This window comes from Roseicyclus sp., from assembly GCF_018402035.1.
Lineage (GTDB): Bacteria > Pseudomonadota > Alphaproteobacteria > Rhodobacterales > Rhodobacteraceae > Roseicyclus.
In genome coordinates, this window is record NZ_JAGYJN010000001.1 from 638,608 (window position 1) to 665,125 (window position 26,518).

The window sequence follows — 26,518 nt, forward strand, 5'->3', positions numbered from 1 at the left end:
GTCCTTACTTCAGTCTGACGGTGTAGCGCACGCGGTCGGGGTCGTACCAAGTCCACGAGGCTTCGACGGGGGCATTCTCATAGCCATAGCTGACACGGGTGACCATCGGCAGCTGGGTGCCAGCGGCATGTGGAAAATCGCGTGGCACCCAATCGGGCAATGGCCCCAGCCCCACACGGTCCTCGGCACGCGCAATGCGCAGGTTCAGGTTTCTGGCATAGAAATAATACAGCGACTCAGAGAGTTCTTCGGCCGATAGGCGCACGGCATAACTTGCATCAAGCCAGATTTCTTCCGCTGCCGCGATCGTGCCCGACAAGAAACGCAAGCGGCGAATACGGTGGCCATGCGTATGTGGGCCGAAATAGGGGAGTGCCGGGTTCTTGGGCAAAAGGTCCACCGCCAGCACACGCGCCTGTGGCAGACCGCCACCCTCGACCAGTTCCAAGCGCAAGAATGCATAGACCGAACCGGTGTCTGCCTTGGTGCGGATATAGTTACCCGATCCCTGCACCCGCTCCAACAATCCCTTCTCCTGAAGCGAGGCGAGCGCCTTGCGCAATGTGCTTACCGCGATACCGAAACTTTCAGCCATATCGCGTTCAGGCGCGAGCCTTTCGCCATCCACAAGGCGGCCCGCCGCGATGTCGCGAATGATGAGTTCTGTGATCTGCATATGCAGCGGCAGAGCGCCGAGTTTATCCACAGCCCCCTCCCCTGGACAGCTAGGATCGCAAAATTGATATGCTATTGATTTACAAAAATCCGGGTGCTACGCAATTGCAAAAGCGACACGGAGAGCAAGATTTCAATGACCATCGTGCCAGTCACATCGGCCGATTTGAACGGCGCAGAGGTCAGCTGGTTCGCAGCGCTTTGCTCGGATGATTACCAATTTCTGGGCGTGCCGGACGGGCAGCTTCGCTCAAGTTGGGAGCATTGTTCCAGCATCGTCAAAACGGCCGAGCGCAACGGCTTTCGCAACATCTTATGTCCCTCAAGCTATCAGGTCGGCCAAGACACGCTGTCTTTCGTGGCGGGGTGCGCGCCGATCACCGACAAGATCAATTTCCTTGCCGCCATCCGCTGTGGCGAGATGCAGCCCGTGATGCTTGCGCGCACGGTGGCCACGCTTGATCACATGCTCAAGGGGCGGCTGACGCTGAATGTCATTTCCAGCGACTTCCCCGGCGAAGTGGCCGACAGCGCCTTTCGCTACAAGCGCAGCCACGAGGTGGTCGAAATCCTGCGACAGGCATGGACGCGCGACGAGATCGCATATGATGGCGACATCTATCAGATCAGCAAGCTAAGCGCCGATCCCGCCCGCCCCTATCAACAAAACGGCGGACCGCTTTTGTACTTCGGCGGCTATAGCCCCGATGCGCTCGAGCTGTGCGGCGCGCAATGCGACGTCTATCTCATGTGGCCCGAGCCGCGCGAAGTTCTAGCCCAACGCATGCGCGACGTGCATGCCCGCGCCGCCGCCCATGGCCGTACGCTCGATTACGGCCTTCGGGTGCATATGATCGTGCGCGATACCGAAGCCGAGGCCCGCGATTACGCGGAACACATCGCCAGCAAGCTTGACGATGAATATGGCAAACTCATCCGCGAGCGCGCCCATGACAGCATCAGCCTCGGCGTGGCCCATCAAGCGCGCGCACGCGAGCTGGCCGATAAATTCGGCTATGTCGAACCCAATCTTTGGACTGGCATCGGACGCGCGCGCTCTGGCTGTGGCGCAGCACTTGTGGGCTCTGTCGATCAGGTGCTCAGCAAGATCGAAGATTACCGCAAGATGGGTATCCGCGCCTTTATCTTCTCGGGCTATCCCCATCATGACGAGGCCGAGATTTTCGGGGCCAAGGTCATGCCGCATCTGCAAACCGTCTCGCTGCCCCATATCTATGGCCGCGTGCCAACGGATACCCCTGCAACACCTCTTGGAAATGGACCGCGCCGCTGATGGACCGCTCTGACCTGACCCCCGATCTGTCGCTGTCGCGCATTGTCTATGGCATGTGGCGGCTTGGCGATGACGCCGACACTTCGCCTGCCCATGTGCAAGCAAAGGTCGAAGCCTGCCTTGCGCAAGGTATCACCACCATGGATCAGGCCGATATCTATGGCGGCTATACCGCCGAAGACATCTTGGGTGACGCTTTGCGGGCCGCACCCGGGCTGCGCGACCAGATCGAGATCGTGACCAAATGCGATATCGTGGCCCCGGTTGGGCGTCACGCGGGCGCGCGCGTCAAATATTATGACACATCAAGCGCCCATATCACCGCCTCGGTCGAGGCCAGCCTAAAGGCGATGGCGACCGACTGGATCGACCTGTTGCTGATCCATCGGCCCGACCCGCTGATCAACCCCGATGAAACCGGTGCAGCACTGGACCGGCTGGTTGATTCTGGCAAAGTGCGCGCGGTGGGCGTGTCGAATTTCCGCCCTTGGGATACCGACCTGTTGCAATCGCGGATGGACGCGCCGCTGACCTGTAACCAGATCGAGTTGAGCTTGATGGCACATGAAGCCTTGGTGAATGGCGATCTCGCGCATTTGCACCAGCACAGGATTGCCCCCATGGCATGGAGCCCCTTGGCCGGCGGCAAAATGGCCGGGGCCGGCGCGCTGCGCGAAAAACTCGACGCGCTGGGGGCGGCGGCGGATACAGATTGGAGTGCCGTGGCCATCGCGTGGCTTTTGCATCATCCGGCGGGCATCTTGCCAGTTCTCGGCACCAACAACCTTGACCGCATCGCGCGTATTTCTGACGTGCTGCGCGTGCCGATGGACCGTCAAACATGGTACGAGCTTTACACGCTCGCCTTGGGGCGCGAGGTCGCATGATGGACGATGGCGGGCAAATGCACCCTGTCGAAATCATCCCCGGCCCAGACACGCAGCGTGCCTTGCGTGATGCCTTGGGCTGCTTTGCCACGGGCGTCACGCTCATCACCATCGAAAGCACGGATGGGCCGATGGGCTTTGCCGCCAATAGCTTTGCGGCCGTCTCGCTGGACCCGGCACTCGTGCTGTGGTCACCTGCCAAATCCTCGCGCCGCTTTGGCCATTACATCGCAGCCACCCATTACGCGATCCATGTGCTGTCGCGTGACGATTTTGGGCTGTTAGATCGTTTCGCCCGCGATGGCGCAGGTTTTGCGGGGCTGGCATTTTCGCGCAATGCCGAGGGGGTGCCGGTGCTGGATCAGGCCGTGGCACGGTTCGAATGTCGCCAACATGCCACGCATGACGGCGGCGATCACATGATCATTGTCGGTGAAGTTTTGCGCGCCACCCATCGCGGCGGCGCGGCCTTGGTGTTTCATCAGGGACAATACGGCGGCTTCAACCCACTGGGCTAGGCCAAAGACACGCCCTTTGGGAGAGGGGCGATAAAGGGAGGAGAGACACGCATGCAGGCGCTCATCGCCCTGTCCAAGCTTGTGGCATTGGTCAATGCCGGCGCGCTGACAATCGGCCGCTGGCTCGGGGCGTTTTGCATTCTGTTGATGGTCATCGTCATCCTGACACAGGTGTTTTTCCGCTATGTGATCGGCCTTGGCCTGCCATGGCCGGAAGAGGCTGCGCGCTTTTTGATGCTCTGGTCCGCAGGTTTGATGATCGGGACAGCCTACCGCCGCGGCGGGTTCGTGGCGATTGATCTTATGGTCGCCTTGTTGCCCCGCCTCTTGCGGCATCTTCTGACATTGACGCTTTTTGCCTTGGCGCTGATCGTGTTGTGGAAAGCATGGCAAATCGGTCTGCGCGAAGTGTCTGGGCTTGCCGGTCGCTTTGGCACCGACAGCCTGAATGTGCCGACCAGCTGGGATCTGTCGACATGGCACAAGGTGCCGAAATCTTGGCAGATGATGTCGATGCTTGTGGGCATTGGTGCGCTGGTCATGGTGACGTTTGAATTGATCCTGCGCGAAGTGATCGCGCTCTTTGGTCGTGCGGGCGATCTGCCGCCCATTTCCGATCAAGTCGTGCTGGGGTCAGAATGACATGCTGAGCTTTTTCCTCCCGGTCTTTCTGATCTTCCTCTTTCTTGGCCTGCCGGTGTTTTTCGCCCTGCTGGCTGCACCGGGCATCTTGCTTTGGGGCGCAGGGATGGAGCGCGACATCACGCTCCTGTATCGCAATGTCTATAACGGGATGGACAGCTTCCCGCTGATGGCGATCCCGTTCTTCATGCTGGCGGGCGAATTGATGAACCGTGGCGGCATCACCATGCGGCTGGTCGAGTTCAGCCAAGCGCTTGTCGGCCATCTGCGCGGCGGGCTTGCGCATGTGAATGTGCTGTCATCGATGCTGTTTGCGGGCATGTCGGGTTCGGCTGTGGCGGATGTGTCGGCGCTTGGGTCCATGCTGATCCCCGCGATGGAAAAGAACGGCTACAAAAAGCGCTTTGCGGCGGCGATCACGGCAGCAAGCTCGATCATTGGCCCGATCATCCCGCCCTCGGGCATCATGATCATCTATGCCTATGTCATGGGTGAAAGCGTGGCCGCGCTGTTTCTGGCGGGCATCATTCCGGGCATCATGATGGCGGTCGGCCTGATGATTGCCCTGTCACTGCTGGCTGACCGATACGAGCTTCCGGCCGCCACAAAGCGTGCAAGCTGGGGCCAACGCGGACAGGCAAGCCTGCGCGCCTTTTGGCCGCTGATGACCCCGGTGATCATTCTGGGCGGCATCCTTGGCGGCGTGATGACACCCACCGAAGCCGCGGCCGTGGCGGTGGGCTATGCTTTCATCGTGTCGCTGTTCATCATGCGCACGCTCAAGCTGTCGGATATCCCCGATGTGCTGATGCGCGCGGGCATTACCTCGGCGGTGGTGCTGCTTTTGGTCGGCGCTGCGATGGCCTTCAAGACCGTGGCCGCAATGGCGCGCACCCCGGAACAGATGGCCAGCATTATCTTGTCCCTTTCGGATAATGTGTTGATCTTGTTGTTCTTGATCAACCTGCTCTTGTTCCTTGTCGGCATGTTCTTGGATGCGGGCCCCGCGATTATCATCCTTGGGCCGATCCTTGGGCCGATCTTCATCGAACTGGGCGTCGATCCGGTGCATTTTGCCATCATCATGGCAGTCAACCTGACCGTCGGCCTTTTGACGCCGCCCATGGGGCTGGTGCTGTTTGTCACCTCATCCGTTTCCGGCCTCAGGCTGGAAACGTTGTCCAAGGCGATCTTGCCGTTTCTGGCGGTTCAGATCGTCGTAATTTTTCTACTCACCTACATCCCCGCACTGACGCTCACGATCCCGCGTCTGTTCGGGTTTGTTCAATGATCTTCATATCCAAAGGGAGGAAAACCAAGATGTTGAAGACAACCCTCAAGTCGATGTTGCTCGCGACAATGTTGGTCGCACCGGTGACAACGGCTTTCGCGCAAGAGATTATGCTGCGCGCAACCGCGACCTCGAACGATCAAGACGAGGATTATGACGGTCTCGTCGTATTCAAGAACTTTGTCGAAAACGCTTCGAACGGCGCGATCGGTGTCGAACTGTTCATCGGCACCCAGCTTTGCACCAAAGGCGATGAATGCTTGGCAGGCGTTGCAGACGGTTCAATCGACATTTTCGTGTCGACCTCGGGCGGTGCGGCCGGTCTTTTCCCCTATATTCAGGTGCTCGACCTGCCCTATCTGATGAGCGATGACCGCGTGGCCGAGCATGTTCTGTCCGGCCCCTTCGTTCACGAAATGCGCGAACTGATGCTGGAAGATAGCGACGGGCTCATCCGTTTGATGACGGTCGGCAACACCGGCGGCTGGCGCAGCTACGCAAACACCCAGCGCCGCATCGAAACGCCCGCCGATCTGGCAGGCCTGCGGATGCGGACCGTTCCCGCCGATCTGCCGCAGACATTGGCAACAGCGCTTGGCGCGGCCCCCACGCCGATTGCATGGCCCGAGTTGTTCACCTCGCTGCAAACCGGCGTCGTGGAAGGCACCGCAAACGGTATCACCGACATCATGAACATGCGGTTCACCGATGCCGGGCTGAAATACCTCACGCTCGACAACCACAGCTACATGGGCGCGTTCTGGTTCATGAATAACGAGCGCTTCCTTGGCATGTCCGATGAACATAAGCGCATCGTGATCGACGGCTTTGCAGCCCTGCAACAGGCCACATTCGCAAGCCCCAAGCGCAAGGAAATCGCCGCCTATGAGGCCTTCCGCGCCGCCGGCGGCGAGATCTATGTGCCCACCGAAGCGCAGCGCACCATGTTCATGGAAGCCGCGGCACCTGCCTTTGATTGGTTCCGCGCGAATGTCCGCCAAGGGCCCGAGGTTCTGGACAGCTTCAGCGCCCATGCCGCCGCTGCGGCAGAGGCCATCGAAGCCGCCCGCATCGCGGATATGAACTGATCGCGTCTGATCACACGATCGAAAAGCGCCACGCTCGTCGTGGCGCTTTTTTTTGCGCTGCGAGGATCATCTCGATCCACTGACCATGAATGCATCGTCGTGGTTATCAGCATGCCCCTCGCCAGAGCATGCGCCACACCGATCATCTTGAGCGCCCCTGCGTTCAAGCAAGAAGCCCAAGTCACGCATCTCGGTCAGACAAAGGTAGATTGCAGCAAACGGCGATAGTCCTCCCCGTTCAAAGACGCGGGGTTTGTCGGATGGCTGTGATCTGCCAAAGCACCCTGAATGACGACATCAAATTGATCCTCGCGCAGGCCCAATGTCTTGAGGCCCACGGGAATACCAAGGCGGCGGTTACGCGCATCAAGCGCGTCTTCCAATTCGCCCTGCCCCAGATCAAGGGCACGTTCGATCCGGGCAAATTTCTCGGGCGCGGCAGAACGGTTCATCCGCATCACCGCAGGCATCAAAATGGCGTTAAGTGTCCCATGGTGCAGATTGGGGATTTCAGCCCGCCCAAGGCATGCGACAGCGCATGAACCCCGCCCAGACCCTTTTGGAAGGTCAATCCGCCCTGCAAGGAGCCCATCATCAAGCCATGGCGCGCGGCAAGGTTCGCGCCGTCTTCAAAGGCAGGGATCACATTCGCCCAAATCCGCGCCGCCCCATCAAGCGCAATCGCTTCTGCCGGGGGATTGTCGCGTGGCGATAGATAAGTTTCCAGACAATGCGAGAGCGCATCCAGCGCTGTGGCGGCGGTCAGTGCGGGCGGCATGCCCAAGGTGAGCTCGGGGTCACAAATCGCGGCCTTGGGGATAAGATACGGGCTGACGATGCCCAATTTCCGGCCATCGGCCAAAGTGATCAGCGCGGCGCGCCCCACCTCGGACCCGGTGCCTGCTGTGGTCGGTATCGCAATCACCGGCGCAACAGCGGCCGTGATCAAGGGCAGCCCCCCTTCGATCAAGGCAAAGCGCGCCAGCGGTCCGCCATGGGTTGCCAAAAGCGCCACTGCTTTTGCCAAATCGATGGGCGAGCCCCCGCCCAGCGCCACGACACCGTCACATCCCGACGCCTTGTAAAGACCGACGGCTTGCAGCGTGGCCTCTTCCGTCGGGTTCGAGGGGACATCGAAAAACTGGGCCGTGTCTTTGGGCAAATAGGGCAAGATGCGATCCACCAGACCGGCCGCAAGCACCCCGCGATCAGAGACCAGCAAAGGCCGCTTCACCCCCAGCCGCTCAAGCCGTGCGGCCACTTGCGCAATCGCGCCTGCGGCAAACTCAATATCAGTCAGATAAGTGATGACGCTCATTCGTCCCGACCCTTCTCGCGTGGATTGTGACCTACTGAGCCATATTTTTGATCGCGATGCTTCCGGAATCGTCAGCTTGGCGGGCAAATCCGCCCAACCTGTCATGCGCTGCCATCGCAACGGATCGCTTTGTTGGGCCCATTCGGAAATCGATAGACGCGTCTTGGGCGTCATCGTATGCGAGGTGCATGACAAGCGCGCATGCCGAAACCCCATCGACCGACCGCATCTTGACCGGTGTGGTGCTGATGCTGGGGTTTTGCGTGACAGCCCCCTTGTTAGATGTGGCAGCCAAGCTTGCGTCAAGCAGCGTGCCGGTCGGCCAAATCACCGCCGCCCGCTTTCTCGTGCAATGCCTTTTGATGGCACCGATCATGTGGATCATGGGGCTGACCTTGCGGGTCGCGCGGGCGCAAATGCTGGCGCTGGTCTTGCGCGCCGTATTCTTGCTTGTCTCGACCTTTTGTTTCGTCGCGGCCATTCGCGTTATGCCGTTGGCCGATGCGCTGGCCATCGCCTTCATCGCCCCATTCATCGTGCTGTTGATTGGCAAATATTATCTGGGCGAAGATGTCGGCCCTCGCCGGGTTGGGGCGGCTATGGTGGGTTTTGTCGGTGTTCTCTTCGTGATTCAGCCGAGCTTTGCAGCCTTTGGCGCGCTGTCGCTGTTTCCCTTGGGCACGGCGGTGTCATTTGCGCTCTATATTCTTGTGACGCGCGGATTGTCCCGTCGGGTTCATCCCGTCACGCTGCAATTCCATACCGGCCTGCTCGCAAGCCTCATCTGCCTGCCGGTGCTGATGCTGGCCAATGGCACGGGCTCTATGATGCTCGACCCGGTTTGGCCGCAGGATATCGCATGGCTCTGGCTTTTTGGCGTCGGGTTTTTCGCAGCCCTGAGCCATATGATGATGACCTATGCGCTGTCGCTGGCACCCTCGGCCACATTGGCACCGATGCAATATCTTGAACTGCCGATGGCGACCTTGATGGGCTATCTGGTGTTCCAAGATTTCCCCAACACGCTGAGTTTGGCGGGCATCGCGATCATCATCGCAGCGGGGCTATACATGATCCACCGCGAACGGGTAACGGCGCGACGGTCACACATGCCAAACGTCCTCCCGCCGATCTAGAAACGATCACGGTCACAGACCGGTAAAACCTTCGCTCGCGGCGCAAACTGCGCCGATGGCACAGGTTGGGGCGGCATCTCCCCCGCATCTGTTGAGGTGCGGGTGCCGGCATCCCACCCCTTTTCACAGCACAATGCGCCCGGGCCGAGACGCAAGATCACGATACATGTCGGCCGGAATAAAAAGATTGCACAATGGTAAAGCGACATACTAGTATACCGGTATCAGAAGGAGCCTTGCTGCATGCGACAAACCTGGCGATGGTTTGGCCCGGAGGATCGGGTCACAGTGCGCGACGCGCTTCAGGCTGGCGCGCAGGGCATCGTGAGCGCATTGCATCACTTGCCGCCCGGCGCGCCCTGGCCCTTGGACGACATCGCCAAACGGCAAGCGCAGATCGCAACGGCATCAGGCGGGGCACTCGCGTGGGAGGTGGTCGAAAGCCTCCCGGTTTCAGAGGCGATCAAAACACAAGCCTCCGATTGGTCGGCGCATATCGACGCCTACAAGGTCTCGCTCACAGCATTGGCCGCCGCTGGCATCAGCACGGTATGCTACAACTTCATGCCTGTGCTGGACTGGACCCGCACGAGCTTGCGTGCCGAACTCCCCTCGGGCGCGACGACGATGCGGTTCGACCTCGCCGCTTTCGCCGCTTTTGATGTGCATATCCTCAAACGTCCCGGCGCAGCAGAGGCATATACACCCGAAATCCTCGACAAGGCCAAAGCGGCTGCAGCGGGCATGGATGATGCAGCAAGGCAGGCGCTTGAAAAAGCCGTGCTTGCTGGGCTTCCCGGATCAGCGGAAAGCTGGACACTCGAGGGGGTGCGCGCCGCGATTGATACCTATGCCGCCTTGTCGTCCGATGCGCTGCGGCAAAACCATATCGATTTCTTGTCCGAGGTTGTGCCTCTCGCTGAACAGCTTGGCATGAGGCTTTGCTGCCATCCCGACGATCCACCCTTCGCGTTGCTTGGCCTGCCACGTACCATGTCGACGCTTGCTGATTATCAAACGGTGCTCGCTGCCGTCGATCATCCAAGCTTTGGTGCAACTTTTTGCACCGGGTCATTCGGCGCAAGGCCAGACAATGACTGCGTGGCCATGGCCAAGGCATTAGCGCCACGAATTCATTTCGTGCATTTGCGCAATGTCGCGCGGGAAACATATCGCGTTCCATGCAGCTTCGTTGAATCCGAGCATCTGGCAGGCGATGTCGACATGGTCGGCGTGGTCGAGGTTTTGCTTGACGAAGAGGCGCGCCGCCGTGAGCAAGGTCGGGCGGATGACACCATCCCCATGCGCCCAGACCATGGGCAAGATATCCTCACAGATCTCATTGCAGGTGCGCAGCCGGGCTATCCTGCTGTCGGCAGGCTCAAGGGTCTTGCCGAGTTGCGTGGCGTGATGGCTGCCATTTCACACGGGCGTGCCAAGCGCGCCACAAAAGATCACGAGCAGACAAGAAACGGAAAACAGGATCAAACATTCCAGGGAGGAAACTATGAAAACATCCTATAAACTCTTGGCGGCAAGTTCTCTGTTCGCACTTGCGGCTGGGTCTGCCGCGGCGCAGACCGAACTGCGTATGATGTGGTATAATGACGGCATCGAAGGCGAAGTGATGCAGTCGCTCCTCGATGGCTTTCATCAAGCCCATCCCGACATCAACGTGACCCTCGACGTTGTTCCCTACCAGATGGTTTTGGAATCCTTGCCGATCCAGCTTGCGGCTGGCAATGGCCCTGACATCGCGCGGGTGACTGACCTTGGCGGCTTGTCCCAGTACTATCTGGATCTGCGTCCACATGTTCAGAACCCGGAATACTGGGAAACGAACTTTGGTCCCTTCCTGTCCTGGCTTGATCCCGATGGCGACGCGATCAACGGCTTCATGACGCAGCTGACCGTGACCGGCCCCTATGTGAACCGCACATTGTTTGAACAGGCCGGTATCGATATGCCCGGCGCGGGCGCAACATGGGACGATTGGGCAACCGCGGTAAATGCTGTGGCCAAAGCGTTGGATATCCCAATTCCCATGGCATGGGACCGCTCGGGTCACCGCGTTGCAGGCCCAGCAATCTCGCAAGGCGCGATGATGTTCGATGCCGAGGGCGCACCCGCTTTGGTGGACGATGGGCTGAAGCGCATGGCGCAGATGCTCTATGACTGGCACCAGGACGGCACCATGTCGAAAGAGCTTTGGGGCTCTGTTTCCGGCTCGACCTACCTTGGTGCGAACGAGGATTTCGCCAACGCCAACGTCGTGATGTATATGTCCGGCTCTTGGCAGATCCCGCAGTTTACCTCGACGATCGGCGATGCCTTTGATTGGTGGGCTGTCCCCGCGCCTTGTGGTGCCTCTGCCTGCACCGGCATGCCCGGCGGCGCTGCGCTTGTGGCCATCGGGGATACCGAGCATCCCAAAGAAGTTGGCATCTTGATGGACTATCTGGCGCAAGAAGAGGTCTTGGCCGAGTTCTATGGCCGCACCCTGTTCATTCCGGGTCACCTTGGCCTTGCAAGCAGCGGCATCGATTTTGCCACGGATGACCCCCGCGCGGCCCATGCCTTGTCAACCTTCGCCGCAGCGGTGCCGACGATTTCACCGACAGCCTTCCAACTGCAAGGCTACCCGTCCAACCGCGTGTTGTTCAACGCGCTCATCTCGCGCCTGAACGAAGCCATCGTGGGTGAATTGACCCTCGAGGATGCCTTTGCCCGGATGGAAGAAGACGTCGCGAACCAACTGGCCGAGAGCGGTCGCTGAACCTCACTCAACCAACGCATGATCGGTCCCGCAGCTTTGCGGGGCCGATTGCCTGAATGGATAGGACGCGCCATGGCCCGGGTTTATGACAAACCGCAAACAACTGGCGAAGCACTAACGCATGTAGCGGCCACACCGGTGCGTGTCCTGTTCCGGCTGCTTGACTACCCCATGTCCGCGATCCAACGCCTGCTTGGTATCGGCGGGATGCCTTGGTTATTTCTGCTGCCGAATTTGGTTTTCTTCGGCATGTTCGTCGTCATCCCTTTATTTCTCAATTTTGCCTATTCGCTGACCGGTGGGACGGCCCTGTTTCTCAGTGACCGCCCCTTTGTCGAGGGCGAGCAATATGGCTTTCTTTTCGATTGCGAGAATTACGCCGATCCGTTGAGTTGCCGCGAAGACCGCTTTTGGAAGGGCATATTCAATACGGCAATTTTCATCTTCTTTCAGGTCAGCTTCATGGTGCTGTTCTCGCTGATCACCGCGCTTGTCTTGAACCGCGAAATCCGCGGGCGCGGTTTTTGGCGCGCTGTCTTTTTCTTTCCCGTGCTGCTTTCGCCGGTCGTCGTCGCCCTGATCTGGAAATGGATCTTGCTGCGCGATGGGATCTTGAATGCCTTTTTGGTGTCCATCGGGCTTGAGCGCATCTTGTTCTTCGTCAGCCCCGATTGGGCGATGTTCTGGGCCGTTTTCGTGTCGATCTGGGCGCATATGGGCTTTTACATGCTGATTTTGCTGGCCGGCCTCCAAGCGATCCAGCCCGATCTTTACGAGGCCGCCGAAATGGATGGCACCAGCAAAGAGCGCGTTTTCTTCCGCATTACCCTGCCGCTTTTGTGGCCCAACATGCTCGTGGTGATCGTGCTGGCGCTGATCAAGGGCGTGCAGGTCTTTGACGAGGTCTATGTTTTGACAGGTGGCGGGCCGGGAACGGCGACGCAGTTCATCGTGCAATATATCTACAACACGGCCTTCACGAACCAGGTGCAGAACTTTGGCTTGGCGTCAGCGGCCTCGATGGTGCTTGGCGGCGTCTTGTTTGTCTTGACCTTGACGCAGTTGGCGGCAACCCGGAGGCGCGACAATGCCTGACACGGCACAATCCAGCCATGCGGTCTGGCATGTCCTGACCGCCCGTCGCGGACAAGGCAAGCTGCACTGGACCGATATCTTTACCTATCTCTACCTTGGCTTTGGCCTGTTCTTGATGTTTGCGCCTGTGGTCTGGCTGGTGCTTTCTTCGTTCAAGACGCCGGCGGGCCTGCAAGAGTTTCCACCGACACTGCTGCCGCTTGGGCAGGTGAGCGTCGCCGTCGAAGGACATGCAGAACCCCTCTTGCTCTTCGATGTCACAATGGAAGACGGCAGCGTGCGCCAGCTTGCGCAAATCCGCCGTGTCGGGATCACAGCGCAGATGATCGACCCGGCCAACCCGGAAGAACGCTTGCAGGTTCCAATCGCAACGCGCGAACCGGTGCGCGAATTTCGGATGGCGTTGGAGAACTACCGCGACCCGCTCGAGCGCTTCAATTTCATGCGCTACTTGTGGAATACGGTCGTCGTGACCTTCGCGGCAACCTTGGTGACGCTGCTGATCAACTCGATGGCGGCTTACGGGCTTTCGATTTACGAATTTCGTGGGCGCAATGCGATCATGCTGTTCGTGATCGGCACGCTCATGATCCCGATCACCGTGATCTTGGTGCCGGTGTACTTGGTGGTGACGAACCTTGGGATGATCAATTCGCTCTGGGCGGTCATTTTACCCGGCGCGGCGACACCCACGGGCGTTTTCTTGTTGCGCCAATACATGCTCACAATCCCGCGTGACCTGATCGAGGCGGCGCGGATGGACAAGGCCTCGGAATGGCAAATCTACTGGCGGGTGGTCATGCCGCTGGCGATGCCCGCCGTGGCGGTGCTTGCGATCTTTTCGATCATGTGGCGCTGGAACGAGTTCCTTTGGCCGCTCATCGTTCTGAACCGCTCCGAGGTCTATACGCTTCAGGTTGGCCTCAACTCCTTCCAGGGTGAGCTGGATGTGCAATGGCACTACATTCTGGCGATGACCGTCGTCACGCTGATCCCGGTCGTCATCGTTTTCGGTTTCCTGCAACGTTTCATAACAACCGGCATTGCCTCCTCAGGGATGAAATGATGACCAACGCTCCGTTAATTTTCATGGACCCGTTTCCTCGGAACGAGGCCATGGTCTACACGCCCGACTGCGCCGAGAAACTCTCCCAGATGGGACGCGTCGTTGCCCATTGGGGTAGCCGCGCACCCGATGATCTGGTCGAGGCGCATCTGGCCGACATGACCGTGCTGATCGGGCAAACCGCCATGCCAAAGGAACGGCTGGACCGGGCGCCCAACCTGCGCGCGATCTTGAACGTAAAGGCGAATTGGGAACCCAATATCGACTATGCCGAATGTCATGCGCGCGGCATCCATGTGCTGAGCGCCGCACCCGCCATGGCCCCTGCCGTGGCTGAATTCTGCATTGGTCAGTCCATCAGCTTGCTGCGCGGCTTGCACCGGGCCGACGGGCTGTTCCGCTCTGGCCAAGAGGCCTATGGCATCGGCGGCAACGGCAAGGCGGAAAGCCTCTATAATGCGACGGTCGCGCTGATTGGATACGGCAATCTTGGGCGCGCTTTAGCCCCCTTGCTCCGCCCCTTCGGTGTGCAATTGCTTGTGCATGACCCGTGGCTTTCTGATGGCTACCTTGCCAGCGAGGGTCTGGAACCCGTGTCGCTCGACGCGGCGCTGTCGCGGTCGGATGTGATCTATCTTTTGGCGGGTGTCACCTCGGAGAATGAGGGATTTCTTGACAAAAAGAAGCTGTCGTTGATCCGGCATGACGCCTGCGTCGTCTTGGCCTCGCGCGCCGAGATCGTGGACTTCGACGATTTCCTGGCACTGGCCGCCACTGGGGCCTTCCGCGCCGCAGTGGATGTTTTCCCAGAAGAGCCCGTGCCCGCAGGTCACGCTTGGCGCGAGACACCCAATGTCTTGTTCTCTGCGCATTTGGCGGGCGGGCTGCGCGCCTCTTATGCGCGTATCCGGGACATGATGCTGGATGATATCGGCCAGATCCTCAAAGGTCTGCCGCCCCTGCGCATGCAGAAGGCTGACCCACAACTCGCCAATAAGATGCGCAGCCGGTAATGAAAGACGAACAATGACCGAAATTCATCTCAAGAACGTGCACAAAGCCTATGGGGAGTTGGAGGTGATCCACGGGATCAACCTTCAGGTTCAAACCGGGGAGTTCTGCGTGTTCGTGGGGCCATCTGGCTGTGGAAAATCCACCCTTCTGCGCATCATCGCCGGGTTGGAAGGCATCACCTCCGGCACGGTCGAGATCGACGGTAGCGTCGTCAATGATGTCAGCGCCGCAGAGCGCGGCTTGGCGATGGTGTTCCAGTCATACGCGCTTTACCCGCATATGTCGGTTTATAAGAATATGGCCTTTGGGTTGGAAAACTCCAAAATGCCGCGCGCCCAGATCGATGAGCGCGTCAGGAATGCGGCTGAGCTGCTGCAAATCACCGACTATCTGGACAGAAAGCCAAAGGCATTGTCCGGCGGACAGCGTCAACGCGTCGCCATCGGGCGGGCCATCGTGCGCGATCCCAAGGCCTTTTTGTTTGACGAACCCTTGTCAAATCTTGACGCGGAATTGCGGGTCGTGATGCGCAAGGAACTGTCCGCGCTGCATGCCAAAATCGGCGGCACGATGATCTATGTGACCCATGATCAGGTCGAAGCGATGACGCTGGCCGACAAGATCGTGGTTTTGCAAAAGGGTATCGTGGAACAGGTTGGCGCGCCTTTGGAATTGTATAACCGCCCCTGCAACGCCTTCGTGGCGGGTTTCATCGGCTCACCCCGGATGAATATGTTCGAAGGCCACGCCGTGCGCGACGCAGCGGGCCTTGCGATCAGCATCGAGGGTCTGCGCCTTGATCTATCGGATCTGCCCAGCATCAAGGACGGCGACAAGCTCACCATCGGCATCAGGCCCGAGCATATTGCCGTCCACGCCGATGGATTGGGCGAGTTGACCACGACGGTGAAAGTGACAGAGCAGCTCGGTGGCGAGACCTACCTCTATTGCGATGCTCCGGGACTGCCGCAGATTACCGTCCACCAGCCCGGACAATTGCCCATCGTGAAGGGCCAAGCCCTGTCGCTCAGCTTTTCCCGCGCACAGATGCATGTCTTCGATGCAACCGGTAAAACGGTGGCAAATGGCCTGACGGTTTAGGGCGTCTTGCGGGAAATCGGTGGCTAGGCTTCACCGGTTCCAGCGACGCCGCGTTTGCAATGCAAACGCGGCGTTGGTTTGATTGAAAGCCATCAAACGCGGCGGGCTGCGCGAACAGCCAAGCGGGTCACGCCAAACGACCCTCAGCCATGGCTTGTGCCTTGAGTGACAACTCGCACACCTTGAAGACATGCGCTTGCGTCATTGCGGTTTCACTGCGGTCGCGCAGATCGGCCGCGAAACGGGCAAAGAAGGGCAGCGGCGCGCCCGATGCGTCGATCTTTTCACAGCGATCACCATTGACGAGGATCAGATGATCGGTGCCGGGGATGCCGACATCGACGTATTTACGCAGCTCGATATAGCCTTCGGTCCCAAGGATCGTCAGCCGCCCGTCGCCCCAGGTCGGCAAAGCATCGGGCGTGTACCAATCAACGCGGATATAGCCATGCCCATTGTCGCTGCGCAGAACGATCTCGCCGAAATCCTGAAGACCGTGATCATCGGGGCTGGCGTAATTGGCCACACTCGCATGCACGACTTCGGCGTCTGTTGAGCCGGTGAAGAACAGGAATTGGTCGATCTGATGGCTGCCGATATCGGTGAGGATGCCACCATATGCCTGCCGGTCAAAGAACCAGTCGGGCCTTGTGCTGCGATTAAGCCTGTGCGGCCCCATGCCAAGCGTCTGGATCACCCGGCCGATGGCCCCTTCCGCGACCAGCTCTGCGGCGCGGGTGGCGGCGGGCACCTCGAAACGTTCGGAAAAATCGATAGACCAAATGCGCCCGGTCTTTGCGACCGTTGCCTGGATCGCTGCAAGCTGGTCAAGCGTGGTGCAGCCCGGCTTATCGGTCAAAACATCTTTGCCAGCCTCCATCGCCGCAATGGCCCAAGCGGCCCGGTCAACGGGGATGCACGAGAGCAAGATAAGATCGATGGACGGATCATTCAGCAGCGCCTCGGCACTGTCTGCGCGTGCGACATCGGGGAAACGCGCGACAAAGCTGGCCTCGGTATTGGGGTGGCCGGCGGTCCACCATCCAGCGAACTCCGCGCCCACATCCATCATATTGGACGCCATCCCAAAGATATGGCGGTGATCAATGCCGATTGCGGCAAATCTAAGGGGGGTCATGCGCTTAACTCCGTGGCTCCGCCGCTGCGGGCGGATGTGATGATGGCGTCAATCAGGTCGTGGGCCGCGAGCGCGTCTTGGCCGGTGATGGCCGGCCGCCTACCGCTGGCAAGCGCAGACGCGAAATCTTCGATAACGCTTTGGTGCCATTCATGGGTAAAGGCCATTGGATCGGCCCCGCCCCCGGTTCCACCCGCCGCACCAAAGCTTTCTTCATGTCCGTCGCGCCACTGCACCACGAGCCGCCCAGACGCGAGGCCCAGACTGGCCTTTTCAAAGTGCAGTGTGATCGTTTCCGCCTTGCCCGGAAAACTCGCGGTGCTGGCCACCAAAGACCCGACCGCGCCATTGGCAAATTGCAGACCGGCGGTAACGAAATCCTCGGCTTCCATCCTGTGAAACCGGGTCGTTGCAGCCATCGCGCGGACAGACCGGACGGGGCCAGCCAGTGAAAGCGCCAAGTCGATGGTATGGATCGCTTGTGAAATCAGAACGCCGCCGCCATCGCGCGCATAGGTGCCGCGCCCGGGTTCGTCATAATAGCCCTGATCACGCCACCAAGGCACCGCAATCTCCACCAGACCAAGCGCGCCCAGATCGTTGTCGGCGATCATCTGCGCCGCCTTGCGAGACGCTTCGCGCATCCTGTGCTGGAACACGATCCCCAAGGTCACACCCGCCTCATGACACAGGCGGACCACCTCGCGCGCCTCGGTGGCGTTTCGCCCAACGGGCTTTTCCAGCAAGATATGCTTGCCTGCCGAGGCCAAGATGCTGACGATCTCGATACGCGCATTTGGCGGCGTCAAGACAATGGCAAAATCAATCTCAGGATCGGCGGTCACGGCCGCGAGGCTGTCATAGACGCGGATGTTCTCGCCGGTCTGCGCAGTATGCGCGTCCGCAAGCGCGCGGGCGCGATCCGGGCTTCTGGACTGGATCCCATGAACACGGACACCCTGCGCAGCGGCACAGGCCGACAGATGCGTCCGCGCCACCATTCCTGCACCGATCAGGACCGCCCGTTTTGGCAATGCATTTCCCATAACCGCGCCCTTTGACCGTCTGCGCTATGCCCTTAAAATGCGGGACATCTCCGTTGCGCTTTCATTACATACCGGTATACTGGCTACTGTCAACTCGGGATAGATCTTCAAATGAAACAGAAATTAGCGCTGCTTGACGCATCTTTCCGAGATGTGGCGCCCCTGAATATGGCCCGTCCGGCGGCAGAACAAATCTGCTCGGCGCTGCGGGCCGCGATCCTTAACATGCAGATCCGACCCGGTGCGCTGATTTCGGAAAACGAGGTTGGCCAAGTCTTTGGTGCCAGCCGCACGCCCGTGCGCGAAGCCTTTGCGCAATTGCGCGAAGACGGTCTGATCATGACCTGGCCAAGCCGGGGAACCTATGTCTCGAAGCTGTCCGAGCAGCAGATCATCGGCGCCCAATTCCTGCGTGAAGCCTTGGAAAGTGCTGTGGTCGAACGGCTCTGCACGCAAGGCTTGTCGCAGGACTCGCGCGAGAAAATTCTCGCGGTTCTCGAAAGCCAGCGCATCGCTGTCGCGGCTGGAGAGAAGCTGGAGTTCCAACAACTTGACGATCGTTTTCACCTTCTGCTCGCCGAAGCGACAGGCTTTGAGCGGATCGGAGGGCTGCTGTTGCGCGAAAAGTCGGCGCTGGATCGGTTACGTGTCTTGTCGCTCAACGACTCCGACCGCATGGGAGAGTTGTTGTCCGAGCATGAAGGCATCTTTAACGCCATCCAGAAAGGGGACAAGGACCAAGCCTTTGAGCGGATGCGCCAACATTTGCGCCGCGTGTTGGCAACGCTGTCGGACCTGGTCGCTGCGAACCGCGATTTCTTCGAAGAGGCGGAGGTCTGATCAATGACAGCCGGCGTAATCCTCCCGTCAAGCGCCGCCGCTTTATACGCGCGCATCGCCGATCTTCCCATCGTGTCGCCGCATGGGCATTGCGACCCTGCGTGGTGGGCAACAAATGCCGCTTTTCCCAACCCCGCCGCGCTGTTGATCCAGCCCGATCACTATGTCTTTCGCATGCTCTATTCGCGCGGGGTACCGCTTGCCGCCTTAGGGATCGGCCCCGGCGGCGAAGACCATGATCCGCGCGCAGTGTTCCAGCTTCTCGCGCAGCATTGGGATGCGTTTCTTGGGACGCCGAGCCAGCAATGGATGGCGTTCACCCTGACCCAAACACTTCAGATCGATACCCCCCTCTCGCCGCGCACGGCGCAGGTGCTCTATGATGAGATCGCGGCGAAATTGGCGACGGATGCATTTCGGCCCCGCGCATTGTTCGACCGTTTCGGGATCGAGGTGCTGGCCACGACCGATCCGGCAACAGACCTGCTGTCACATCATGCCGCCATCGCCGCATCTGCTTGGCAGGGTCGGATCATTCCGACCTTCCGCCCAGATGATGTCTTGAACCCAACGCGCCCCAAGCATGCGGCCGCTTTGGCGCAATTGGCGCAGATCACCGGCCGCGACGTCGCGCATTATGGCAGCTTTTTGGATGCGCTGCGTGATCGGCGCGCGGCCTTTCGCGCCTTGGGTGCCACCGCGACAGACCATGATGTGCCAGAGCTTGCGACATGCTGGCTTGATCGCGACCAGATCGAGGCGCTTCATGCGCAAGCCATGGCGGGCACATTGCGCAACGCTGAGGCCCGCGCCTATTACGGTCACATGCTGGTCGAGATGGCGCAGATGTCGGTTGACGATGGGCTGGTCATGCAGATCCATGCAGGCAGCCGCCGCAATACCAACGCGCCGCTATTTGCCAGCCATGGGCCAGACATGGGCGCAGACATCCCCGGTGTCATCGACTGGGTCGCTGGCATGGGGCCGCTGCTCAATCGCGTGGGCAACGCGCCAGAGCTCAAAGTGATCCTCTTCACACTCGACGAAAGCAGCTATGCCCGCGAACTTGCGCCAATGGTTGGCCATTGGCCCTGCCTTCGCCTTGGCCCACCTTGGTGGTTCCATGACAGTGTGAATGGCATCCGCCGTTACTTTGACCGGGTGGTGGAAACAGCGGGATATCACAATCTTTCGGGCTTCAATGATGATACCCGCGCTTTTCTGTCGATCCCGGCCCGGCATGACACATGGCGCCGCGCGGTTGCCCTACACCTTGCAGGGCAGGTCGATTGTGGCATCCTTGCGCAAGCGGATGCTGAGCGGCTCGCCCCCTTCTTGGCGCGCGATCTTGCGCTTGATGCCTATGGCTTGCACGAAAGCTGAGACATGCCCCGCATCCTGCACCTTGGCCTTGGCAATTTTCATCGCGCGCATCAGGCGTGGTATACCGCGATGGCGGGCGACTGGAGCGTGACAGGCGTCGTGATGGGCAATGCCGCGCTTTACGCAGCGCTGGTGGCGCAGGGCGGTGCCTATCACCTCGGCATTCGAGGGGCCGATGGGCTACATATTCAAAAGATCGCCGTCCATGACCGGTTGCTTCTTGCGCAGGCCGCGCCACAGGCGGTGGTTGCCGCAATCGCCGATCCCGAAGTGCATATCATCACCCTGACCGTCACCGAGAAAGGCTATGGCTTGGGGGCGGATGGGCGATTGGACCTTAAATCTCCCGCGATTGCGGCGGATCTGACACAAGATCCGCGCAGCGCGATTGGGCTTCTGGCCCATGGGCTTGCCCTGCGATCTACGCCGGTCACGGTCATCAGCTGCGACAATGTCTCGGGCAATGGTCACAAATTGCGCGCGGCAATCACCGACTTCGCCCGCGCAGCCGGGTTGCGGCTTTCCGTGGACATCCGTTTCCCCGACACGATGGTTGATCGGATCACGCCGGCGACCACTGACGCGATCCGGTCCGAGATCGAAGCCGCCAGCGGCGCAACCGATCCGGCCGCCGTACTGACCGAAGCCTTTTCTGAATGGATCATCGAAGATGATTTCGCAGGGCCCCGACCCGCGTGGGAGAACGCGGGGGTCGAAATCGTCCCTGATGTGGTGCCCTATGAAGTGCGCAAGCTGCGACTATTGAATGCCGCGCATTCCTATCTTGCCTATGCGGGCCTGCTTGCCGGCTATCGCTATGTCCATGAGGCAATCGCAGACACCGCATTACGTGCGGCGGTTGAACAGCTCTGGAACGAGGCGCAGGCAACCCTGCCTGACAATGTGCAGGCCTCAACCCCTGCTTATCGCGCGGCTTTGGTTGAACGCTTCGCGGTTGCCGAAATGCGCCATGAACTGGCGCAAATCGCCTGCGACGGCAGCCTTAAGCTGCGGGAACGGATCGTGCCATTGTTGACCGGCGCATCCGATGCGCCGCAAGCCCGCCGAGCCTTGGCGGCATGGATCGCCTTTGTCGTTTGGAAACGGGACCGGGGCGAAAGGTTGCAAGATCCAAACGCAAATCAGATCGCCGCGCTCTTGGCCGCAAACCTCGACACTTGGTCGCTGTGCAAATCACTCATGGGGTTGATCGGCCTGCCGGATGCGCCTTTGGAATGGCATGCGGCGCTCGTGTCCGATGTGGACAAGCTGATTGGGAACGGCCCTGTCGCCTAAACCAAGCGCTCTGGCACCGTACGAATGAGCAGCGTTCACCTCGGGCACCACCGCGGCTTTCGAGACATCAACAGGTGCAAACCTTAGCGCGGTAGCTTATTGCGATATCTCTGGTCGCGACGGGTTCGAAAGCGGCTCTCAGCCATGGGCCTTGGTTCGCAACAGCGCGACCGGCATGATCCCCCTATCCACGCGCGCCGGTGAAATTCAGCATCCAAGGCGTGCCAAAACGGTCAGTGAACATTGCAAAGCACTCGGCCCATGGCGTCTCACCGGGCGGCACGGGGATGTCGGTTGCCCCCTCCGCCAGCGCTGCAAAGATCCTCTCGAACGCGTCCGCCGAGGGCGTCTCGATCTGGACGCGGAAGCCCTGTGGCCGCTCATACATCTCTTCGGAATTGTCGGACGCCATCATCAGCGTATCGCCAAGCCGCATCGCAAGGTTCATCACCAAATCGTCGCCGCCGGGCATCCGGTCTTCCGGCGCTGCGTCCTTGTTCAAAAACACCCCCTCGATGGTGCCGCCCAGCGTCTTCGCGTAAAGGGTCATGGCCTCAAGGCAGTCGCCCTTGAAGAACAGATAGAGTTGTGGGGTCATCATGGGGCCTTTACCTTTCGCGTCACTTGGCCATCGCCACCCTTTCGGCCTTGGCCGATGAAAGGGTCAACGATGGCGTACTGCATTGATCATGTCCGATTTAAGTTGATATCAACATATCATGCCAGAATCCACGCGAAAGACACTCGATCGCGCGATTGTTGCAGATGTCGCGCAAACCTGCCTGTGCCTGCACACGCAGCGCGCGGCGCGTGCCTTGGCGCGGCTCTTTGACATGGCGCTGCGCCCCTTTGGGCTCAACAATGGGCAATTCTCGCTGTTGATGGCGCTGAACGCGCCCGAACCCCCAACCATTGGCCGTCTGGCAGAGTTCCTCGCGATGGACCGCACCTCGCTTACCGCGGCGCTCAAGCCGCTGGAGCGGCGCGGCCTTGTGCGGGTCGAGCCGGACAAGACCGACCGCCGCGCGCGGATCGTGCACATCACACAATCCGGCTTGGATGCCTTGACGGCGGCGCTGCCGGTATGGCGCGACACCCATGCACAGCTCGACGCGGCCTTGGGCGGGGATGCGCCGCAACGCCTGCGCGCCGATCTGGGCCATGTGCTTCGTGCCACGACGCTTGCAGGTGATGCGCGCACAGACAAACCGGCACCCTAGCCCTCGGGCGGCCTTAACGCGGAACCAGCGCGCGCATGCGAGCCCACCGAGCGTTGCACATTGCGCATAAAGGCGCGCGCCAATGTTGCGGCGCTGACACCCGCTGCCACCTTCGCTACGATGCGCGCAGGCTATCAGCTAAGTTGGCCTTGCAATTTATGCAACCTAGCAAGCCCCATATGCGGCGCGCTGCATAAATAGTGAGTGCCAGAGCGCCCCAATAAAGCAGCGGTGACTTGCGGCCATACGACTGTTGCAAAAAATTTCAGCAAACAACAAACAACAAAACGACATAAAATATCTTATGATAGAAGTTTTGACCCTAAATTTCGTTTATTAAATCTGATATTATATCCCATTGTGATACCAAAATACGCCGAAGCAGAGCTTCGCTGGGGATCACAATTGCTAGATGCAGCCGCTTTTTGCTACCAAAACTTCTGGAAATCGTCCAAAGAAAAAGCGAACATTGCACGCTAGGCTGTTCCCCTGCGGTTTCATTACCGCATATCAATTGGTGTATTTTGGGCAATCAACTTTTAAAGGCGGTCAGCCGATTGCGGGCGACGCTTCTCGAGATGGAGGCAGACCTCGGGTTAACGACTTTGACCGAGGCCGAAAAGACTGTGCTTGCCGCAGCCGTGCTTGCAGCCGACCACGATGGGATCTTCGAAATCAGCGTATTGCAAAGCCAGTCAATGGTTGCGCAGATGTCCCACAGTACCTTTTTTCGTGTGATCCGCACCCTCGGAGAGAAGGGGCTCATCTATCGCATGACGGACGAGAAGCGCTCCTTGTACCGTCTCAAGGCATAGCGTCCGACCACGGGTGCCATCACCGATCTGTTGCGCGGTCGCTGTCATGAAGCTGACAGACGCGCTGACGCATCTCTTGATCACCGTACTTTTGTCGCTGTGCTATGCGCTGTCTTTCGAGGCCGTCAAAACCCTCTCCAATCCTGTGCAAGCATTGCTGGGGCTTGCTAACCCACAGGCGAGCCTTTTGTTCTTCCCGCATGGCGTTCGCGTCGTTGCAGCCTACTTGTTCGGCTGGCGAAGCGTCGCCTACCTTTTTCCAGTAAAGCTTTGCTACGCGACATGGGTTTTCCCAGAGGCAGAGCTGGCAGCGCAAGCCGTGACCGCGCTGACCGCGCAGATAGGGTGCGTCCTGGCGTTTGTTTGCATGGCGAAACTCGGCATCATCGCGCGCGACTGGACCTGCGCAATGATGCCTTGGAAAAGCTTGCTTATATGCGGCTGCGCGGCTGCGGCATTCAACGCGCTCTTCGTTTTCCTACTTTCCAACTACAGCAGCTTCGCAACCGCCAAGCATTTTCTTGGTGATATCGCCGGCCTCGCCTCTGTCATGGTCATCTTCATGGCAGGCTTTCGCGCTTGGCGCCTTCGGGCTTGACCGAAAAACATATTACTGCCATTTCGATACCAAATCGGGGGTATCATGAGACAAAAATATCTCAAAATGCACTGTTTTTTATTATTTTTGTGATATTTGGATCTCTGGCTTCAACTATCAGTTATGTAGTTTTGATTCTATCTTCCCTGCAATATTGATGCGGATGTGACACCATGAAAGATGGCATTGCCAATGATCAGCCCTCAGCAATGGATGATGAGATTGATCTCAGCCATCTCGCCCGAACCATTTGGCGCGGGCGCGGTGTGATCATTGCCACGGTTTTGGCCTCGGTACTGCTTGTGTCAGCTTACGCAATCTTTGATCAATATAGAAAATCTTCGGTTAAATTTGTTCAATCTTTCGTTTCGCTCAGCGGGATCGTCGATCAGCAATACCCCAACGGATCATCATTCTCGCCATCTGACCTCGTGTCCGAGGAAGTGCTGTCCGAGGTGATCACCTCGCTTGATTTGCAGGGTGTCAGCGCAGATGCATTGCGGCGCGCTGTTACGGTCCAATTTGGCCACCCTGATACAAACCAAATTCGTATGGAGTGGCAGGCAACAATTCAAGCTGCTGTCGATCAAAATGCAAGCGCGGCTGAATTAACTGAGATTAACACCCGCTATTCGGACCGGCTTGCAAGATTGAATACCACCTCTGTGTCGATACAGGTGAACTTTGCGCTGTTAAACCTTGATAGCGGTGCGGCGATCATTATTGCTGAGGCTATTCCAGCCGCATGGCAAAAGGTATTTGTTGAAGTCTATAGCTTTACAGCACCGCCAGAACTTATTCCAGTCAGTGGTCTTTCCCCACCGCGCGATCTATCAACGACACGCAGCCTATTGGAAGCGCAGCAGTTTCTTGTCGCCGTGAAGCAGATTGCTACCGTCGCGAGCGATGATCCGCGGTTGTCATCGTTGCGCGCTAAAGGGGGTATTAATACCGCAGAGCTACAGTTCCAAATTGAACGGTTTAATTCATTCTATCTGAACCCGTTGTTGAGTGGTTCAGTGCAAAGCGACGATAGCTTTGCTGCCGTTCGGCTGCAGCAGTTGCGGCGTGAGCGCTCTCGGATCGCCTCCCTCCAAGACGCGACGAATGCTAGAATTGACCAGTTGGCCAGCCTGCGCGGCAGAGGTGCATCGGATAGCGGGTTTATGCCAAATGGGGGAGAGAGGAATAGCACGATGCTATCGCTTGATAATAGCGGATTGGCGTCTGTTATCGATCTTGCACAACAAGCTCAGCTCAACCAATATGTGATACTTCTGTTTGAGCGCACTTGGGAACTTACAGAGCAGCTTGCGGAGGTGGACTTTCAAATTGCGCAGCTCACGAGCGAGTCTTACTCGGGCCTAGATGTGACCGACGAAGCAGAGGTTGCTTTCGCCAACTTATCCCAGCAAATTGAAGCCTTGTTCTCTCGTCTTATGGATGAAGAAATCCAAGGGATAGGTGTTCTTTACGCCACCCAAGTCCCCCCGCAAGTGTACTCAAACTGGGAACAAACCTCGCAACGGTTTTCGCTGCTTTTTGCGCTGGCCATCGTTCTTGGGGTGATGCTGGGGTCGGCTACCGTTTTGATCAGAGGTTCAATCGCAAGATCTACCCAGTGAAAGATCACTCGTATCTGAATTGAGGCGATGGTGGTACACGACGGATCAGATGCGAGCAAAGCGGTTCAGCTCAATAAGTGCGCCCTTATTGCATCTGTTTTGTGCTGTGCGCTTTCGGTTGCGCCCTCTGCAACGCTCGCACAAAACGAAGCACAATCGCAACTCGATGGCGATCAAGAAAACTTACCAATAGAAATTCAATCACACATTCTTGAATTCTTTCGATCCCAAAATGTCGCGACATTCAAAGGCGCTGTGGTAGCACAGCAAGGGGCGTTGATGATCACCGCCGAAACGCTGATCTTGCACTTTTCTGGCTCTGCAGATGGACAGAGGTTGAACGAGATCTTCGGTGAAGGTGGCGTATCAATATCACAAGGTGAGGGCACCGCCAAAGGCGCGGCACTGCATTATCCGCTCGATAGTGGCTTTGCAACATTATCGGGCGATGTTGAAGTGCGTGAAGGGCCATCCACTTTCACGGGTGATCGAGCGACCTTTAACGTCGAAACAGGCAACAGCGTCCTTGAAGGATCGGTGAAGGCAATTTTTGTCCCGGATGCGCGCATCCCATAGCGGATCATGCGCGGCCCCTGTCAGAACCACTCCGCTGCCCGCCATGCCACAAAACCCACAGAAACCGCCCTTGCGCTTTT

28 protein-coding genes are annotated in these 26,518 nt (G+C 58.8%); 22 read left to right on the forward strand and 6 right to left on the reverse strand.

Features of this window, described 5'->3' with window-relative positions; genetic code table 11:
* Window positions 1-4: 4 nt before the first annotated feature.
* Window positions 5-706: a GntR family transcriptional regulator gene (locus tag KG698_RS03040; RefSeq protein ID WP_367114022.1), complete on the reverse strand. Its 702-nt coding sequence runs from the start codon at window positions 704-706 to the stop codon at window positions 5-7.
* A 105-nt stretch (window positions 707-811) separates the two neighbouring features.
* On the opposite strand from KG698_RS03040, the gene KG698_RS03045 reads away from it, so the two are divergent.
* From KG698_RS03045 to dctP, 6 genes are read left to right on the forward strand one after another with little or no spacing between them, the layout of a single operon-like run.
* Window positions 812-1,969 (forward strand): LLM class flavin-dependent oxidoreductase, encoded by a 1,158-nt coding sequence (locus tag KG698_RS03045; RefSeq protein ID WP_213684060.1) that lies wholly within the window; start codon window positions 812-814, stop codon window positions 1,967-1,969.
* Window positions 1,969-2,856: an aldo/keto reductase family oxidoreductase gene (locus tag KG698_RS03050; RefSeq protein WP_213684061.1), complete on the forward strand. Its 888-nt coding sequence runs from the start codon at window positions 1,969-1,971 to the stop codon at window positions 2,854-2,856. Before KG698_RS03045 ends, KG698_RS03050 begins: the two co-directional genes overlap by 1 nt.
* Window positions 2,853-3,374 carry a flavin reductase family protein gene (locus KG698_RS03055; protein WP_300982838.1) on the forward strand — a complete coding sequence of 174 codons (522 nt, stop codon included), beginning with the start codon at window positions 2,853-2,855 and terminating at the stop codon, window positions 3,372-3,374. The genes KG698_RS03050 and KG698_RS03055 overlap by 4 nt, the downstream gene beginning before the upstream one ends.
* A 51-nt stretch (window positions 3,375-3,425) precedes the next feature.
* On the forward strand, window positions 3,426-4,016 hold the full coding sequence (locus tag KG698_RS03060) for a TRAP transporter small permease (RefSeq protein ID WP_213684062.1): 591 nt from the start codon (window positions 3,426-3,428) through the stop codon (window positions 4,014-4,016).
* 1 nt (window position 4,017) lies between these two features.
* Window positions 4,018-5,307 (forward strand): TRAP transporter large permease, encoded by a 1,290-nt coding sequence (locus tag KG698_RS03065; protein WP_213684063.1) that lies wholly within the window; start codon window positions 4,018-4,020, stop codon window positions 5,305-5,307.
* Window positions 5,308-5,336: 29 nt separating this feature from the next.
* Window positions 5,337-6,395, forward strand: coding sequence for a TRAP transporter substrate-binding protein DctP (gene dctP, locus KG698_RS03070; protein WP_213684064.1), 1,059 nt, complete (start codon window positions 5,337-5,339; stop codon window positions 6,393-6,395).
* A 194-nt stretch (window positions 6,396-6,589) separates the two neighbouring features.
* On the opposite strand, the gene KG698_RS15405 is transcribed toward dctP, so the two are convergent.
* The gene (locus KG698_RS15405; RefSeq protein ID WP_300982839.1) at window positions 6,590-6,865 is read right to left on the reverse strand and encodes an iron-containing alcohol dehydrogenase; all 276 of its coding nucleotides are present in this window, start codon (window positions 6,863-6,865) and stop codon (window positions 6,590-6,592) included.
* The gene (locus KG698_RS03075; protein ID WP_300982840.1) at window positions 6,865-7,713 is read right to left on the reverse strand and encodes an iron-containing alcohol dehydrogenase; all 849 of its coding nucleotides are present in this window, start codon (window positions 7,711-7,713) and stop codon (window positions 6,865-6,867) included. The genes KG698_RS15405 and KG698_RS03075 overlap by 1 nt, the downstream gene beginning before the upstream one ends.
* Window positions 7,714-7,901: 188 nt before the next feature.
* On the opposite strand from KG698_RS03075, the gene KG698_RS03080 reads away from it, so the two are divergent.
* The 7 genes from KG698_RS03080 (at window position 7,902) to KG698_RS03110 (ending at window position 15,901) form a co-directional block, all read left to right on the forward strand.
* Window positions 7,902-8,849 (forward strand): DMT family transporter, encoded by a 948-nt coding sequence (locus tag KG698_RS03080; protein ID WP_213684065.1) that lies wholly within the window; start codon window positions 7,902-7,904, stop codon window positions 8,847-8,849.
* 243 nt (window positions 8,850-9,092) lie between these two features.
* On the forward strand, window positions 9,093-10,373 hold the full coding sequence (uxuA, locus tag KG698_RS03085; RefSeq protein WP_213684066.1) for a mannonate dehydratase: 1,281 nt from the start codon (window positions 9,093-9,095) through the stop codon (window positions 10,371-10,373).
* Window positions 10,357-11,625 carry an ABC transporter substrate-binding protein gene (locus KG698_RS03090; protein ID WP_213684067.1) on the forward strand — a complete coding sequence of 423 codons (1,269 nt, stop codon included), beginning with the start codon at window positions 10,357-10,359 and terminating at the stop codon, window positions 11,623-11,625. The genes uxuA and KG698_RS03090 overlap by 17 nt, the downstream gene beginning before the upstream one ends.
* A gap of 72 nt (window positions 11,626-11,697) precedes the next feature.
* A complete protein-coding gene (locus tag KG698_RS03095) occupies window positions 11,698-12,720 on the forward strand; it encodes a sugar ABC transporter permease (protein WP_213684068.1) in 1,023 nt (340 codons plus the stop codon).
* Window positions 12,713-13,786 carry a carbohydrate ABC transporter permease gene (locus KG698_RS03100; RefSeq protein WP_213684069.1) on the forward strand — a complete coding sequence of 358 codons (1,074 nt, stop codon included), beginning with the start codon at window positions 12,713-12,715 and terminating at the stop codon, window positions 13,784-13,786. Before KG698_RS03095 ends, KG698_RS03100 begins: the two co-directional genes overlap by 8 nt.
* A 50-nt stretch (window positions 13,787-13,836) precedes the next feature.
* Window positions 13,837-14,799: an NAD(P)-dependent oxidoreductase gene (locus tag KG698_RS03105; RefSeq protein WP_213684070.1), complete on the forward strand. Its 963-nt coding sequence runs from the start codon at window positions 13,837-13,839 to the stop codon at window positions 14,797-14,799.
* Window positions 14,800-14,812: 13 nt separating this feature from the next.
* Window positions 14,813-15,901 (forward strand): ABC transporter ATP-binding protein, encoded by a 1,089-nt coding sequence (locus KG698_RS03110; RefSeq protein ID WP_213684071.1) that lies wholly within the window; start codon window positions 14,813-14,815, stop codon window positions 15,899-15,901.
* Window positions 15,902-16,028: 127 nt separating this feature from the next.
* On the opposite strand, the gene KG698_RS03115 is transcribed toward KG698_RS03110, so the two are convergent.
* Complete coding sequence (locus KG698_RS03115) at window positions 16,029-17,039, reverse strand: Gfo/Idh/MocA family oxidoreductase (RefSeq protein ID WP_213684072.1); 1,011 nt, start codon at window positions 17,037-17,039, stop codon at window positions 16,029-16,031.
* Window positions 17,036-18,085 carry a Gfo/Idh/MocA family oxidoreductase gene (locus tag KG698_RS03120; RefSeq protein WP_213684073.1) on the reverse strand — a complete coding sequence of 350 codons (1,050 nt, stop codon included), beginning with the start codon at window positions 18,083-18,085 and terminating at the stop codon, window positions 17,036-17,038. Before KG698_RS03120 ends, KG698_RS03115 begins: the two co-directional genes overlap by 4 nt.
* Window positions 18,086-18,253: 168 nt before the next feature.
* Between KG698_RS03120 and KG698_RS03125 the strand changes: the two genes are divergently transcribed.
* Genes KG698_RS03125 through KG698_RS03135 form a run of 3 tightly spaced genes read left to right on the forward strand, consistent with a single transcriptional unit; the run spans window position 18,254 to window position 21,604 of the window.
* On the forward strand, window positions 18,254-18,925 hold the full coding sequence (locus KG698_RS03125; RefSeq protein ID WP_213684074.1) for a GntR family transcriptional regulator: 672 nt from the start codon (window positions 18,254-18,256) through the stop codon (window positions 18,923-18,925).
* Window positions 18,926-18,928: 3 nt separating this feature from the next.
* A complete protein-coding gene (gene uxaC / locus KG698_RS03130; protein WP_213684075.1) occupies window positions 18,929-20,308 on the forward strand; it encodes a glucuronate isomerase in 1,380 nt (459 codons plus the stop codon).
* A 3-nt stretch (window positions 20,309-20,311) separates the two neighbouring features.
* The gene (locus tag KG698_RS03135; RefSeq protein ID WP_213684076.1) at window positions 20,312-21,604 is read left to right on the forward strand and encodes a mannitol dehydrogenase family protein; all 1,293 of its coding nucleotides are present in this window, start codon (window positions 20,312-20,314) and stop codon (window positions 21,602-21,604) included.
* A 184-nt stretch (window positions 21,605-21,788) separates the two neighbouring features.
* Here the strand turns inward: KG698_RS03135 and KG698_RS03140 are convergent, their stop codons facing one another.
* Entirely contained in the window at window positions 21,789-22,205 is a 417-nt protein-coding gene (locus tag KG698_RS03140; protein WP_213684077.1) for a VOC family protein, read from the reverse strand.
* 118 nt (window positions 22,206-22,323) lie between these two features.
* Between KG698_RS03140 and KG698_RS03145 the strand changes: the two genes are divergently transcribed.
* The 6 genes from KG698_RS03145 to KG698_RS03170 all read left to right on the forward strand — a co-directional run bounded on the left by KG698_RS03145 (window position 22,324) and on the right by KG698_RS03170 (window position 26,438).
* Window positions 22,324-22,824 (forward strand): MarR family winged helix-turn-helix transcriptional regulator, encoded by a 501-nt coding sequence (locus tag KG698_RS03145; RefSeq protein ID WP_213684078.1) that lies wholly within the window; start codon window positions 22,324-22,326, stop codon window positions 22,822-22,824.
* 204 nt (window positions 22,825-23,028) lie between these two features.
* Window positions 23,029-23,304: a hypothetical protein gene (locus KG698_RS03150; RefSeq protein WP_213684079.1), complete on the forward strand. Its 276-nt coding sequence runs from the start codon at window positions 23,029-23,031 to the stop codon at window positions 23,302-23,304.
* Window positions 23,305-23,402: 98 nt separating this feature from the next.
* Complete coding sequence (locus tag KG698_RS03155) at window positions 23,403-23,639, forward strand: hypothetical protein (protein WP_213684080.1); 237 nt, start codon at window positions 23,403-23,405, stop codon at window positions 23,637-23,639.
* Between the two features lie 46 nt (window positions 23,640-23,685).
* The gene (locus tag KG698_RS03160; RefSeq protein WP_213684081.1) at window positions 23,686-24,237 is read left to right on the forward strand and encodes a hypothetical protein; all 552 of its coding nucleotides are present in this window, start codon (window positions 23,686-23,688) and stop codon (window positions 24,235-24,237) included.
* A gap of 173 nt (window positions 24,238-24,410) precedes the next feature.
* Window positions 24,411-25,862, forward strand: coding sequence for a hypothetical protein (locus tag KG698_RS03165; RefSeq protein ID WP_213684082.1), 1,452 nt, complete (start codon window positions 24,411-24,413; stop codon window positions 25,860-25,862).
* A 27-nt stretch (window positions 25,863-25,889) separates the two neighbouring features.
* Window positions 25,890-26,438 carry an LptA/OstA family protein gene (locus tag KG698_RS03170; RefSeq protein WP_213684083.1) on the forward strand — a complete coding sequence of 183 codons (549 nt, stop codon included), beginning with the start codon at window positions 25,890-25,892 and terminating at the stop codon, window positions 26,436-26,438.
* The last annotated feature ends 80 nt before the right edge of the window (window positions 26,439-26,518 follow it).

Coding starts and splice junctions, on each gene's coding strand:
- KG698_RS03045 (WP_213684060.1), top strand. CDS start 812: ATGACCATCGTGCCAGTCACATCGGCCGATTTGAACGGCGCAGAGGTC.
- KG698_RS03050 (WP_213684061.1), top strand. CDS start 1,969: ATGGACCGCTCTGACCTGACCCCCGATCTGTCGCTGTCGCGCATTGTC.
- KG698_RS03055 (WP_300982838.1), top strand. CDS start 2,853: ATGATGGACGATGGCGGGCAAATGCACCCTGTCGAAATCATCCCCGGC.
- KG698_RS03060 (WP_213684062.1), top strand. CDS start 3,426: ATGCAGGCGCTCATCGCCCTGTCCAAGCTTGTGGCATTGGTCAATGCC.
- KG698_RS03065 (WP_213684063.1), top strand. CDS start 4,018: ATGCTGAGCTTTTTCCTCCCGGTCTTTCTGATCTTCCTCTTTCTTGGC.
- dctP (WP_213684064.1), top strand. CDS start 5,337: ATGTTGAAGACAACCCTCAAGTCGATGTTGCTCGCGACAATGTTGGTC.
- KG698_RS15405 (WP_300982839.1), bottom strand. CDS start 6,865: ATGCCTGCGGTGATGCGGATGAACCGTTCTGCCGCGCCCGAGAAATTT.
- KG698_RS03075 (WP_300982840.1), bottom strand. CDS start 7,713: ATGAGCGTCATCACTTATCTGACTGATATTGAGTTTGCCGCAGGCGCG.
- KG698_RS03080 (WP_213684065.1), top strand. CDS start 7,902: ATGACAAGCGCGCATGCCGAAACCCCATCGACCGACCGCATCTTGACC.
- uxuA (WP_213684066.1), top strand. CDS start 9,093: ATGCGACAAACCTGGCGATGGTTTGGCCCGGAGGATCGGGTCACAGTG.
- KG698_RS03090 (WP_213684067.1), top strand. CDS start 10,357: ATGAAAACATCCTATAAACTCTTGGCGGCAAGTTCTCTGTTCGCACTT.
- KG698_RS03095 (WP_213684068.1), top strand. CDS start 11,698: ATGGCCCGGGTTTATGACAAACCGCAAACAACTGGCGAAGCACTAACG.
- KG698_RS03100 (WP_213684069.1), top strand. CDS start 12,713: ATGCCTGACACGGCACAATCCAGCCATGCGGTCTGGCATGTCCTGACC.
- KG698_RS03105 (WP_213684070.1), top strand. CDS start 13,837: ATGGTCTACACGCCCGACTGCGCCGAGAAACTCTCCCAGATGGGACGC.
- KG698_RS03110 (WP_213684071.1), top strand. CDS start 14,813: ATGACCGAAATTCATCTCAAGAACGTGCACAAAGCCTATGGGGAGTTG.
- KG698_RS03115 (WP_213684072.1), bottom strand. CDS start 17,039: ATGACCCCCCTTAGATTTGCCGCAATCGGCATTGATCACCGCCATATC.
- KG698_RS03120 (WP_213684073.1), bottom strand. CDS start 18,085: ATGGGAAATGCATTGCCAAAACGGGCGGTCCTGATCGGTGCAGGAATG.
- KG698_RS03125 (WP_213684074.1), top strand. CDS start 18,254: ATGGCCCGTCCGGCGGCAGAACAAATCTGCTCGGCGCTGCGGGCCGCG.
- uxaC (WP_213684075.1), top strand. CDS start 18,929: ATGACAGCCGGCGTAATCCTCCCGTCAAGCGCCGCCGCTTTATACGCG.
- KG698_RS03135 (WP_213684076.1), top strand. CDS start 20,312: ATGCCCCGCATCCTGCACCTTGGCCTTGGCAATTTTCATCGCGCGCAT.
- KG698_RS03140 (WP_213684077.1), bottom strand. CDS start 22,205: ATGATGACCCCACAACTCTATCTGTTCTTCAAGGGCGACTGCCTTGAG.
- KG698_RS03145 (WP_213684078.1), top strand. CDS start 22,324: ATGCCAGAATCCACGCGAAAGACACTCGATCGCGCGATTGTTGCAGAT.
- KG698_RS03155 (WP_213684080.1), top strand. CDS start 23,403: ATGGAGGCAGACCTCGGGTTAACGACTTTGACCGAGGCCGAAAAGACT.
- KG698_RS03160 (WP_213684081.1), top strand. CDS start 23,686: ATGAAGCTGACAGACGCGCTGACGCATCTCTTGATCACCGTACTTTTG.
- KG698_RS03165 (WP_213684082.1), top strand. CDS start 24,411: ATGAAAGATGGCATTGCCAATGATCAGCCCTCAGCAATGGATGATGAG.
- KG698_RS03170 (WP_213684083.1), top strand. CDS start 25,890: ATGGTGGTACACGACGGATCAGATGCGAGCAAAGCGGTTCAGCTCAAT.